We start from the raw sequence: 11800 nt of genomic DNA on the forward strand, positions 1-11800 counted from the left end.
GCGCAACGTTCCTCGTCGTATCAGCGCAATTGCAGGCGCCAGGCGCGGTGAATGCGATTGTTACGGGCAAAATCCGGGTCCAGTGTCTGCGCGGTGATCTCCTCCACCCCATAGCGCGTGGCCAGGTGTTCATCGAGCTGGAACTTGCGGAAGTTGTTGGAGAAGTACAACACGCCACCCGGTGCCAGACGGGCCATGGCAAGGTCAAGCAACTGCACGTGGTCACGTTGAACGTCGAACACCCCTTCCATCCGCTTGGAGTTGGAGAAGGTCGGCGGGTCGATGAAGATGAGGTCGTAGCTGTCACGATTGCCCTCCAACCACGCCATCACATCGCCTTGTTCCAGGCGGTTACGTTCGGAGAAGCCATTGAGCGACAGGTTGCGGCGCGCCCAGTCGAGGTAGGTTTTCGACAGGTCGACGCTGGTGGTGCTGCGCGCACCGCCCTTGGCCGCATGCACGGTCGCCGTGGCGGTGTAGCAGAACAGGTTGAGGAAGCGCTTGCCGGCCGCCTCGCGCTGGATGCGCATGCGCATCGGGCGATGGTCGAGGAACAGGCCAGTGTCCAGGTAGTCCGTGAGGTTGACCAACAGCTTGACGCCACCTTCGTTGACCTCCTGGAAGCGACCCTCGGTGGCCTGACGCTCGTATTGGCGAGTGCCACTTTGCCGCTCACGACGCTTGAGCACCACACGCTGGGGATCGATACCCAACGCCTGTGGGATGGCTGCCAAGGCATCGAGCAGGCGCGCCTGGGCCTTCTCCGGGTCGACCGACCGCGGCGCCGCATATTCCTGAACGTGCACCCAGTTCTGGTAGAGGTCCACGGCCAGGGCGTACTCAGGCATGTCGGCATCGTACAGACGGTAGCATTCCACCTGCTCGCGACGCGCCCACTTGCCCAGCTGCTTCAGGTTTTTCTGCAGACGATTAGCGAACATCTGCGCGCCTTCCGACAGCCGCGCAGGCTCACTGGCCACCGGAGCCTGGCGACCACCTTCAGCGCCATCGACCGGGCCTTCGCGGCGCTCACCGGTGACGAACTGGTCAGGCTGCACCTTGAACAGCAGCAGCTTGCACGGCAACGCTCCGTTCCAGAACGCGTACTGCTTGTGGCTGCGAATGCCCATGCGCTTGCCCAACTCAGGTGCGCCGGTGAATACCGCCGCTTCCCAGCCCATGCAGGCCTGGCGCAGGCGCTCGCCGAGGTTCTGGTAGAGGTACAACAAACTGGCTTCGTCACCCAGGCGCTCACCGTAGGGCGGGTTGCTGATGACCAGGCCCTTCTGGTTCTGGTCGGGGCGCGGCTCGAAGCTGGCGACTTCGCCCTGGTAGATCTTCACCCAGTCGCCCAGGCCGGCACGTTCGACGTTGTTGCGACCCGGCTGGATCAACCGAGGATCGGCTTCGTAGCCGCGAATCCACAGTGGGGGCTTGGCCAAACCCGCCTCGGCGCGGGCCTGCGCCTGTTCCTGCACTTTGCGCCACAACGCCGGCACATGGCCAAGCCAGTTGCTGAAACCCCAGCGTTCACGCTTGAGGTTGGGAGCGATATCGGCAGCGATCATGGCCGCTTCCACCAGGAAGGTGCCCACACCACACATCGGGTCGGCCAGGGCGCCGCCTTCGGCGGCAATGCGTGGCCAACCGGCACGGATCAGCACGGCCGCCGCCAGGTTCTCCTTCAGCGGCGCAGCGCCCTGCTGCAAGCGGTAGCCACGCTGATGGAGGCTGTGGCCGGACAGATCGAGCGAAAGGATCGCTTCGCCGCGGTCCAGGCGCAGGTGCACACGCACATCAGGGTCGACCTTTTCGACCGAAGGGCGCAGGCCTTCACGGTTGCGCAGTTTGTCAACGATGGCATCCTTGACCTTGAGCGCACCGAAGTGGGTATTGTCGATACCCGAGCCATGGCCGCTGAACTCGACCGCCAAAGTGCCGTCTGCGGCCAGATGGTCAGCCCAATCCACGGCGTGCACGCCATCGTAGAGGTCGTCGGCATTCTTCATGGCGAAGCGCTTGAGCACCAGCAGCACGCGGTTGGCCAGGCGCGACCAGATGCACAGGCGGTAGGCGGTTTCCATGTCGGCGACGCCGCGAATGGCCGAGGTATGCTCGCGCACCTCTTCGAGGCCGAGGCCGCGGGCCTCATCGGCGAGCAGGCCTTCCAGGCCTTTGGGGCAGGTGAGATAAAGTTCGAAACGGTCCGACATGTGGATTCCAAAGCCTTGGGCTAAATAGGTGACGGTGCGACGCATCGCCCCGCCGATGTTTGCCCGAACCCCTTTCCAACAGGTGTCCGGGTGGCCGCCCCTTGCGCTACATGCGCGGGTACAGGCCGGGCCGCCTGATTGATCGGCCGCTCGCCAGTGACGAGGACAGCTTAGATCATCAAGCAGTACAAAAAATGCCAGCGCCTGGGAGTCAAATGTGACCCTTCGTCGCATTACTGAATATTTCTGTCACCCCGCGGCAGCGCTGGCGAAATGACGTCAACGATCGGCAAACACCGATCATAGCGGCCTCAAAGCCAAATAAGGTTGAGTCGCATTTATTTACTTATCCCCTCACCCTCGGAAAGGTTACGTCCTTATGACAAATCGGTCATTCACACCGTGACCTGCTTTCGTTAGAACTGGTCTCAGGCCGCTTCGCAACGAGGCGGCATCTTCAGCTCGCCACGCCGGCAGCGAGCGCAAACCGGCAGAAAGACTCTGCCCGGCCTCGGAGAGGCCGACGGGACATTACAGTCAACAAGTGAGGGCAACACCCTATGAGAAGACTTAAGCGTGATCCGTTGGAAAGAGCATATTCACGTGGCTACCAATACGGGGTCACCGGCAAATCCCGCGAACTTTGCCCCTTCAATCTTCCTTCTGTTCGCCAAGCCTGGATCAACGGCTGGCGTGAAGGTCGCGGTGATAACTGGGACGGAATGACTGGCACCGCTGGCATCCATAGACTCAACGAAAATCACGCCGTTGGCTGAACGAGGACACTGAATTCGATTTACCATGCGCGCCCTATCCGGGCGGCGGGCTAAGGCCCAGGGGCCCCTTTCAAGGGGCCCTTTTTTATGCCCGCGCGTTTTATGTACGGGGCATGGCAGCGATGGCGTCGACAGCCTCACGGATCAGCGCAGGGCCTTTGTAGATGAACCCCGAGTAAATTTGCACCAGGCTTGCGCCCGCGGCGATTTTTTCGGCAGCGTGACGGCCTTCGGTAATACCGCCCGCCGCGATGATCGGCAACTTGCCGGCCAGCTCCCCTGCCAACACCTTCACCGTATGAGTGCTCTTTTGCAGCACTGGCGCCCCCGACAGACCACCGGCTTCACCACCGTATGGCAACCCCTCGACGCCTTCACGACCCAGGGTGGTGTTGGTGGCGATGACCGCGTCCATACCCGATTCGACCAACGCGCCAGCCACCTGGGCGGTTTCCTCGTCGCTCATGTCCGGCGCGATCTTGATGGCCAGCGGTACACGCTTGCCATGCTCGACCGCGAGTTTCTCGCGACGCTCGGCCAAGGTACCGAGCAACTGCTTGAGCGAGTCGCCGAACTGCAGGCTGCGCAGGCCGGGGGTGTTCGGCGAGCTGACGTTGACCGTGATGTAGCTGGCCTCGCGGTAGACCTTTTCCAGGCAGATCAGGTAGTCGTCGACCGCACGCTCGACCGGGGTATCGAAGTTCTTGCCGATGTTGATGCCCAGCACACCGTCGTAACGCGAAGCACGCACGCGCTCGAGCAAGTGGTCGACCCCCAGGTTGTTGAAGCCCATGCGGTTGATGATCGCCGTCGCCTCCGGCAGACGGAACAGCCGCGGCTTGGGATTGCCTGGCTGCGGACGCGGAGTCACGGTGCCGATCTCGACGAAGCCGAAACCCAACTGGGCAAAGCCGTCGATGGCTGCGCCGTTCTTGTCCAGGCCGGCGGCCAGGCCCACCGGGTTGGCGAAGTTCAAGCCCATGACGGTCACCGGCAACGCCGCTGGTTGCTTGCACAGCAGGCCGTTGAGACCGAGGCGGCCACCGGCGCCAATCAGGTCCAGGGACAAGTCGTGGGAGGTTTCCGGGGAAAGCTTGAACAGCAGCTGGCGGGCCAGGGTATACATGGGCGGGCAAGACTCGCGGTGAGTGAGGTGGCGATTATAGCCAGCGCGCGCCCGGCATGACAGGGCCTTGGCACATCGGTTGCTTCGATTGCCTGACACAGCCTATTCAGTACGGGCGAGGAATCTTGTGAACACAGTACCCCCGGCAATGCCCTTGGCATGGGTGAACGGCAGTGACGCGCCGGAAAAGCCCAGCCTGAACATCGGCTTCATGGCCCTGACCGACTGCGCATCGGTAGTGGTCGCAGCCACCCAGGGCTTCGCCCAACAACATGGCCTGACCCTGAACCTCAAGCGCCAGGGCTCCTGGGCAGGACTGCGCGACAAACTGGTCAGCGGCGAGCTGGATGCCGCGCATTGCCTGTACGGCCTGATATACGCAGTTCACCTGGGGATCGGCGGCGTACCGGCCAGCGCCATGGCGGTGCTCATGGGCTTGAACCAGAACGCCCAGGCCATCAATCTCTCCCCGGCCCTGCAACGCAAGGGCGTGACCAACCCTGAAGCATTGGCGCGCCTGGTGCACCAAAAAGGCGCGCGCCTGACCTTCGCCCAGACCTTCCCCACCGGCACCCATGCCATGTGGCTGTACTACTGGCTGGCAAGCCAGGGTATTCATCCGCTGGACGACGTGAACAGCGTGGTGGTGCCCCCTGCGCAAATGGTCGCGCACGTTCAGGCCGGTCGCATCGACGGGTTCTGCGTCGGCGAGCCCTGGTCGGCCGACGCCGTGGCCAAAGGCCAGGGCTTCACCCTGGCAACCAGCCAGTCGATCTGGCCGGACCACCCCGAGAAAGTCCTGGGCTGCGCACGCGCCTTCGTCGAACAGTACCCCAACAGTGCCCGCGCGCTGGTCAAGGCGGTGTTGGCCGCCAGCCGCTTCATCGAGCAGAGCCAGGAGAACCGCCATGGCACCGCGCAACTGCTCAGCGGCAGCGCGTACCTGGACACGCCCCTGGAACGCATCGAGCCGCGCTTGCTTGGCGACTACCAGGATGGCCTTGGCAACCACTGGCAGGACCGACACGCCCTGCGCCTGTTCGACGAGGGACGGGCCAACTTGCCCTACCTGTCCGACGGCATGTGGTTCATGACCCAGTTCCGCCGCTGGGGCCTGCTGCGCGAAGACCCCGACTACCTTGCCGTGGCCCGCCAGGTGCAGCAACTAGACGTATATCGGGACGCCGCGAATGCCATAGGCGTGCCCTGCGATGCACCCGCCATGCGCAGCAGCCTGCTGATCGACGGAATCCGCTGGGACGGTAGCAACCCCCACGCCTACGCCCGCAGCTTCCGCCTGCACGCCCTGGGCGATGCCCGCGGCGCCCGTATCGGTCTGTGAGGGTGACGAACATGCTACGCATCCTGCTGATCGACGACACGCAAAAAAAAGTCGGCCGCCTCAAGGCCGCGCTGAGCGAGGCCGGCTTCGAGGTGATCGAAGCCCCAGGGCTGACCATCGACCTGCCCGCCTGCGTCGAAACGGTGCACCCGGACGTGGTGTTGATCGACACCGACTCCCCGGACCGCGATGTCATGGAGCAGGTGGTGCTGGTCAGCCGCGATCAACCACGGCCAATCGTGCTGTTCACCGACGAACATGACCCCGGCGTCATGCGCCAGGCGATCAAGGCCGGGGTCAGCGCCTACATCGTCGAAGGCATCCATGCCGCGCGGCTCCAGCCCATTCTAGATGTCGCCATGGCCCGTTTCGAAAGCGACCAGGCGCTCAAGGCCCAGTTGCTGGCGCGTGACCAGCAGCTGGCCGAACGCAAGCGCATCGAACAGGCTAAGGGCCTGCTGATGAAGATGAAGGACTGCAACGAGGAACAGGCCTACACGCTGATGCGCCGCCAGGCCATGAGCCGCCAACAGAAGCTGATCCAGGTGGCCGAGCAGATCATTGCCATGCACGAGATGCTTGGTTAGTCAGGCGCCTGGGGCAAGGCACTGCGCTGCTGGCCCCGGCCTCATCGCGACCAACCCACGTCCAGACTTGGCCCGCCTCTTGCTGAAGAATTCCTACCGGTAGCCAACGGCGGTTGCCCACAAATCCCGACAAAGACGTCGCCTCCCCTCCACAGACCAGTGGAACGGGTAGCGGCGTCTTTTTCATTTCCGTTGCTTTGCCGAGTGAGGTGTTCAAATGAGTACCAGCTTCTGGAAATCCGGGCACGTGCCCACCCTGTTCGCTGCATTCCTGTACTTCGACCTGAGCTTCATGGTTTGGTACCTGCTAGGCCCACTGGCCGTGCAAATTGCCACCGACCTGCAACTGAGCGCCCAGCAACGAGGCCTGATGGTGGCCACACCGATTCTGGCTGGGGCGGTATTGCGCTTCGCCATGGGCATGTTGGTCGACCGCCTTTCGCCCAAGACCGCTGGCCTGATCGGCCAGGTGGTGGTCATCGCCGCCCTGGCCGGAGCGTGGTTCCTTGGCGTGCGCAGCTACGAACAGGCCCTGCTGCTGGGCGTTTTCCTGGGCTTTGCCGGTGCTTCGTTCGCCGTCTCGCTGCCCCTGGCCTCGCAATGGTATCCACCCCAGCACCAAGGCAAAGCCATGGGCATTGCCGGCGCCGGCAACTCCGGCACCGTGTTCGCCGCGCTGCTGGCACCGGCACTGGCAGCAGGTTTCGGCTGGAACAACGTGTTCGGTTTCGCCCTGATTCCGCTGGCACTGACACTGGTGCTGTTCGCCCTCCTGGCCCGCAACGCACCAGAACGGCCAAAACCCAAAGCCATGGCCGATTACCTCAAGGCTCTGGGTGATCGCGACAGCTGGTGGTTCATGTTCTTCTACAGCGTCACCTTCGGCGGCTTCATCGGCCTGGCCAGCACCCTGCCCGGCTACTTCAGCGACCAGTATGGCCTGAGCCCGGTCACCGCAGGCTACTACACCGCCGCCTGCGTGTTCGCCGGCAGCCTGATGCGCCCGCTGGGCGGAGCCTTCGCCGACCGTTTCGGCGGTATTCGTACGCTGCTGGCGATGTACAGCGTGGCAGCCATCTGCATCGCCGCGGTCGGCTTCAACCTGCCAAGCTCAGCTGCCGCCCTGGCCCTGTTCGTCAGCGCCATGCTTGGCCTTGGGGCCGGCAACGGTGCGGTTTTCCAACTCGTGCCACAACGCTTCCGCCAGGAGATCGGTGTCATGACCGGGCTGATTGGCATGGCGGGCGGCATCGGCGGCTTCCTGCTCGCTGCCGGGTTGGGCACCATCAAGCAGCACACCGGCGACTACCAGCTTGGCTTGTGGCTGTTCGCCAGTCTGGGCCTGCTGGCCTGGTTCGGCCTGCACGGCGTCAAACGCCGCTGGCGCACCACCTGGGGTTCTGCCGCAATGACTGCGGCGCGGGTCTGAGCCCCCGATGAGCCTGCTACTGCGTTTCGCCCAAGCCAGCGCCACCGGGCCACGAGAAGAGAACCAGGACGCCCTGCGCCTGGTAACCCCGGCCCCGGAACTGGCCGCCAGCAAGGGTTTTCTGTTCGCCCTGGCGGACGGTGTCAGCCAATGCGCCGACGGCGGCCTTGCGGCCAGGGCCAGTTTGCAGGCGCTGGCGATGGACTACTACGCCACGCCCGCTACCTGGGGCGTGGCCCAGGCCCTGGACCGTCTGCTGCTGGCACAGAATCGCTGGCTGCGCGCCCAAGGCCGCGGTCAGCCCTTGTTGACCACCCTGAGCGCGCTGGTGCTGCGCGGACGCCGTTTCACCCTTGCCCACGTAGGCGATTGCCGCGCCTACCGTTGGTACAACGGCCAGTTGCAATGCCTGACCGAAGACCACGTCTGGGACCAACCCGGCATGCAGCATGTGCTCAAGCGCGCACTGGGCCTGGACCAGCACCTGCTGGTCGATTACCTGGAAGGCGAGTTACAGGCGGGCGAGTGCTTCCTGCTGCTGAGCGACGGTGTCTGGGCCAGCCTGGGCGACCAGCACATTCTGGCGGTGCTGCGCGAGCAACCCGACCTGCAGCTGGCCGCCGAAACCTTGGTTGCCAGCGCACACCACAATGGCAGCCAGGACAACGCCAGCGCTTTGCTGGTGCGCGTCGAGCAACTGGGCGCAAGTAACCTGGGTGACACCCTGGCCCAGTTGCAGCAATGGCCAGTGCCTGGCCCCTTGCGCGAAGGCCAGTCGCTCGACGGCTGGCAGGTCGAGACCTTGCTGGCGCACAGCCGCCAGTCCCTGCTCTATCGGGTGCGCGATAGCCAGGGCCAGGCGTGGCTACTGAAGACCTTGCCCGCGGCACGCGAGCAGGAGCCAGGTGCCGCGCAAGGGTTGCTCACGGAGGAATGGTTCCTGCGCCGCGTCGCCGGGCGTCACTTTCCCGAAGTGCATGCGGCCAGCCAGCGCCAGCACCTTTACTACGTCATGCGCGAGCACCGCGGCCAAAGCCTGGCTAGCATGCTGCAAACACAAGGCCCCCTGCCGCTCTCGCAGTGGCTCGAAGTTGCGCGCCAACTGCTGCAGGCGGTCGGCGTGCTGCATCGGCGCAACCTGCTGCACCGCGATATAAAACCGGAAAACCTGCTGTTGGGAGAAGACGGCCAGCTGCGTCTTCTGGACTTCGGCCTGGCCTACTGCCCGGGCCTCTGCGAAGCACCAGACCATGACTTGCCGGGCACGCCCTCGTTCATCGCACCCGAAGCGTTCGACGGCCACCCTCCCAGCCCGCAGCAAGACCTCTACGCCGTCGGTGTGACGCTGTATCGGTTGCTGACCGGGCATTACCCCTACGGTGAAGTGGAGGCCTTTCAACGCCCGCGCTTCGGCACTGCGATCAACGCATCGCGATATCGGCCCGATCTGCCGGAATGGCTGCAACACAACCTGCAACAAGCAGTAGCGGCCGATCCGAAACAACGCTTCGAGACCGCCGAACAGTGGCTTCTGCTGCTTGAGCGCGGCGACCGTCAGGAACTGCCGAGCCGCAATCGACCGCTCCTGGAGCGGGAACCCCTCAAGCTCTGGCGAACCTTGGCGCTACTGTCCTTGCTATTGAACCTGATCTTGCTGCTCGCCCTGCTCAAGGGCTGAACCCATTACCGATGAGGAACACCCGATGAATGCGAAAGTCTGGCTGGTCGGCGCTGGCCCTGGAGACCCCGAACTGCTTACGCTCAAAGCCGTACGCGCACTGCGCCAGGCCGAGGTGGTGATGATCGACGACCTGGTCAACCCGGCAGTACTGGAGTATTGCCCACAGGCCCGCGTCATTGCCGTTGGCAAGCGCGGAGGCTGCCGCTCCACGCCCCAGGCATTCATCCAGCGCCTGATGCTGCGCCACGCTCGCCAGGGTCGTTGCGTGGTACGACTCAAGGGTGGCGACCCTTGCATTTTCGGCCGAGGTGGCGAAGAAGCCTTGTGGTTGCAGCGGCACGGCATCGACGTGGAGGTAGTCAACGGCATCACGGCGGGGCTTGCTGGGGCGACGCAGTGCGGCATATCCCTCACCTCGCGTGGCGTGAGCCGAGGAGTGACGCTGGTAACCGCCCATACCCAGGATGACAGCGAGCTGAATTGGGCAGCACTGGCACAGGGCGGAACGACACTGGTGGTGTACATGGGCGTGGCTCGGCTTGCAGAGATCCGCCGCGGGCTGCTAGATGGCGGCATGACACCGACAATGCCGGTGGCGATGATCGAGAATGCCTCGCTGCCAACGCAACGGGAGTGTCGCAGCGATCTGCTGAGAATGGTGGAGGACGCACAAGGGTTCGGGTTAAGCAGCCCGGCAATTCTGGTGATAGGCGAGGTCGTTGGCGAGCAGGTGGCGCGCGCGCTGCGGGTCATGGCCGGCTGATGTGCCGAGTGCCGACGGTGAGGCAACTGAAATTGCAGGCAAAGAAAAACCCGGCCGAGGCCGGGTTTTTCATGAAACGTCAAACCAATTACTTGGCCTGGGCTTCTACCTGAGCTTCAACGCGACGGTTGATAGCGCGGCCTTCTTCGGTGGCGTTGTCGGCAACCGGACGGGTTTCGCCGTAGCCAACCGAGTCAACACGGCTGGATTCTACGCCGTACTGCTGGGTCAGGACCTGCTTGACAGCGTTGGCGCGACGCTCGGACAGCTTCTGGTTGTAAGCGTCTGGGCCCACGGAGTCAGTGTGACCTTCAACCACGGTGGTGGTCTGTGGGTACTGCTTCATGAAGTCAGCCAGGTTCTTGATGTCGCCGTAGCTGTTTGGCTTGACGACCGACTTGTCGAAGTCGAACTTGACGTCCAGCTCAACGCGAACGACTTCGGCAACAGCCGGGCAGCCGTCGGCGTCAACGGTAACGTTGGCCGGGGTGTCAGGGCACTTGTCGACGTTGTCGCAAACACCGTCGTTGTCGCTGTCGGAGCAGACTTCGGCAACTGGAGCAGGCGCTGCGGCAACCTTGCCACCGCTACCACCGAAGTTCAGACCCAGACCAACGGTCGGACCCCACTCGGTGTTGCCGTTGTCGATGTTGTACATGGCTTCAACGCCAGCACGGGCGAAGAACATGTCGGTGATGTACCACTTGGCGCCAGCGCCAACGTTGGCGAAGGTGGAGTGGTCACGGCCGCTACGGGTAGCCTGACCCAGGCTCTCGTGAGCGAAACCGGCAGAGACGTACGGACGCAGAGCATCGCCTACGGTACCGAAGTGGTAGGTAGCGTCGAGCTTGGTCTTGGAACCCTTGATGTCCTTGTTGAAGACTTCGCCACGAGCGTTGTGAGTCTCGTTGTAACCCAGATCCAGGGAGACGTCGTCGGTCAGGAAGTAACCCAGGCGAACACCAGGATTGGTGCCGTCGTTCTTGAAGTTACGCTCGCTGTCGTAGTACTGCTTGGTGACGTTGCCTTCGATTTCGACAGCGCCTTGGCCTTGGGCCAGAGCACCGAACGAAGTAGCAGCTACGAGCGAGCCAATGGCCAAGCCCAAGGTGTTTTTCAATTTCATCCGTTAAATCCCCATCTGATGATAGTTAAGCAGTCCCACCAACATCCGGGGGACAACTCGACGGCAAGTCTAGCAGAACTTGCCGATTCGTTAGAGACATTTGTACACGGCTAAGTTTCACTCAACCCGGCAAATTTCTCCCGAAGCTTGTCTAGCGCGCGCTTGTACCGCATTTTTGTTGCGCTCAAGCCCATGTGCATGATATCGGCGATCTCCTGAAACTCCAGTTCTGCGACAAATCGCAGCACCAGGATCTCCCGGTCGATCGGGTTCACATGCACGAGCCACTTGTCCAGCCCGCCCTTTTCTTCCGGTTTCGGCGCCTTGTCTTCGGACGCCTCTTCAACAGGGTCCAGGCTCAAGGCATCCATCAACCGACGCTTGCGGCGCTCCTTGCGGTACTGGGTGATGCACTCGTTGTAGGTAATGCTGTAGAGCCAGGTCTTGAACTTGGATTTGCCCTCGAAGTTCTTCAAACCGTACAGCACCTTCAGCATCACCTCCTGACAGACATCGTCGGCATCCCGATCGTTCCCCAAGTAACGCGCACAGACGTTGAACAGGGTCCGTTGGTAGCGCCGCATGAGTTCCTCATAGGCGCGAGTTACGTGATACAGCTCCTCATGCGAACGCGCCACCAACTCCTCGTCCGTGAGCTCGCGGGGGTCATAACGCATGGGCGGCGAATGAACTTTATTCAAAACGGATCTGGCCGACAGTCAGGTCAATGTCGCCGCTTAGCCCCATGGGCCGATTT

General features: G+C 62.9%; 10 protein-coding genes. 6 read left to right on the plus strand and 4 right to left on the minus strand.

The annotated features are described in order from the left end of the window. Positions 1–20: 20 nt before the first annotated feature. Positions 21–2213, minus strand: coding sequence for a bifunctional 23S rRNA (guanine(2069)-N(7))-methyltransferase RlmK/23S rRNA (guanine(2445)-N(2))-methyltransferase RlmL (gene rlmKL / locus C4Q26_RS03815; RefSeq protein WP_104882006.1), 2193 nt, complete (start codon positions 2211–2213; stop codon positions 21–23). A 560-nt stretch (positions 2214–2773) separates the two neighbouring features. Here rlmKL and rmf point away from each other — a divergent pair. Further along, positions 2774–2989, plus strand: a complete 216-nt coding sequence (gene rmf, locus C4Q26_RS03820; RefSeq protein WP_003248687.1) for a ribosome modulation factor — start codon at positions 2774–2776, stop codon at positions 2987–2989. A 100-nt stretch (positions 2990–3089) separates the two neighbouring features. Here rmf and C4Q26_RS03825 read toward each other — a convergent pair whose 3' ends face one another. Next, complete coding sequence (locus C4Q26_RS03825) at positions 3090–4115, minus strand: quinone-dependent dihydroorotate dehydrogenase (RefSeq protein ID WP_023379530.1); 1026 nt, start codon at positions 4113–4115, stop codon at positions 3090–3092. A gap of 127 nt (positions 4116–4242) precedes the next feature. Between C4Q26_RS03825 and C4Q26_RS03830 the strand changes: the two genes are divergently transcribed. From C4Q26_RS03830 to cobA, 5 genes are all read left to right on the plus strand, one after another. After that, the gene (locus C4Q26_RS03830) at positions 4243–5457 is read left to right on the plus strand and encodes a CmpA/NrtA family ABC transporter substrate-binding protein (RefSeq protein ID WP_104882792.1); all 1215 of its coding nucleotides are present in this window, start codon (positions 4243–4245) and stop codon (positions 5455–5457) included. An 11-nt stretch (positions 5458–5468) separates the two neighbouring features. Further along, the gene (locus C4Q26_RS03835; RefSeq protein WP_023379528.1) at positions 5469–6044 is read left to right on the plus strand and encodes an ANTAR domain-containing response regulator; all 576 of its coding nucleotides are present in this window, start codon (positions 5469–5471) and stop codon (positions 6042–6044) included. Between the two features lie 217 nt (positions 6045–6261). After that, positions 6262–7473 (plus strand): NarK/NasA family nitrate transporter, encoded by a 1212-nt coding sequence (locus tag C4Q26_RS03840; protein ID WP_023379527.1) that lies wholly within the window; start codon positions 6262–6264, stop codon positions 7471–7473. A 7-nt stretch (positions 7474–7480) separates the two neighbouring features. Further along, positions 7481–9151 carry a bifunctional protein-serine/threonine kinase/phosphatase gene (locus tag C4Q26_RS03845; protein WP_104882793.1) on the plus strand — a complete coding sequence of 557 codons (1671 nt, stop codon included), beginning with the start codon at positions 7481–7483 and terminating at the stop codon, positions 9149–9151. Between the two features lie 25 nt (positions 9152–9176). Beyond that, positions 9177–9917, plus strand: a complete 741-nt coding sequence (gene cobA, locus C4Q26_RS03850; protein ID WP_023379525.1) for a uroporphyrinogen-III C-methyltransferase — start codon at positions 9177–9179, stop codon at positions 9915–9917. Between the two features lie 88 nt (positions 9918–10005). Here the strand turns inward: cobA and C4Q26_RS03855 are convergent, their stop codons facing one another. Together C4Q26_RS03855 and sigX are read right to left on the minus strand one after the other, a co-directional pair. Continuing rightward, the gene (locus tag C4Q26_RS03855) at positions 10006–11043 is read right to left on the minus strand and encodes an OmpA family protein (protein ID WP_023379524.1); all 1038 of its coding nucleotides are present in this window, start codon (positions 11041–11043) and stop codon (positions 10006–10008) included. Between the two features lie 110 nt (positions 11044–11153). Beyond that, entirely contained in the window at positions 11154–11720 is a 567-nt protein-coding gene (gene sigX, locus C4Q26_RS03860; protein WP_023379523.1) for an RNA polymerase sigma factor SigX, read from the minus strand. Positions 11721–11800: the final 80 nt, after the last annotated feature.

Source organism: Pseudomonas sp. SWI44 (genome assembly GCF_002947915.1).
GTDB lineage: Bacteria > Pseudomonadota > Gammaproteobacteria > Pseudomonadales > Pseudomonadaceae > Aquipseudomonas > Aquipseudomonas taiwanensis.

Excerpts from the sequence above, each read along its gene's own strand:
- C4Q26_RS03835 (WP_023379528.1), top strand. The coding sequence starts at position 5,469 with ATGCTACGCATCCTGCTGATCGACGACACGCAAAAAAAAGTCGGCCGC.
- rmf (WP_003248687.1), top strand. The coding sequence starts at position 2,774 with ATGAGAAGACTTAAGCGTGATCCGTTGGAAAGAGCATATTCACGTGGC.
- sigX (WP_023379523.1), bottom strand. The coding sequence starts at position 11,720 with ATGCGTTATGACCCCCGCGAGCTCACGGACGAGGAGTTGGTGGCGCGT.
- cobA (WP_023379525.1), top strand. The coding sequence starts at position 9,177 with ATGAATGCGAAAGTCTGGCTGGTCGGCGCTGGCCCTGGAGACCCCGAA.
- C4Q26_RS03855 (WP_023379524.1), bottom strand. The coding sequence starts at position 11,043 with ATGAAATTGAAAAACACCTTGGGCTTGGCCATTGGCTCGCTCGTAGCT.
- C4Q26_RS03825 (WP_023379530.1), bottom strand. The coding sequence starts at position 4,115 with ATGTATACCCTGGCCCGCCAGCTGCTGTTCAAGCTTTCCCCGGAAACC.
- C4Q26_RS03845 (WP_104882793.1), top strand. The coding sequence starts at position 7,481 with ATGAGCCTGCTACTGCGTTTCGCCCAAGCCAGCGCCACCGGGCCACGA.
- C4Q26_RS03840 (WP_023379527.1), top strand. The coding sequence starts at position 6,262 with ATGAGTACCAGCTTCTGGAAATCCGGGCACGTGCCCACCCTGTTCGCT.
- rlmKL (WP_104882006.1), bottom strand. The coding sequence starts at position 2,213 with ATGTCGGACCGTTTCGAACTTTATCTCACCTGCCCCAAAGGCCTGGAA.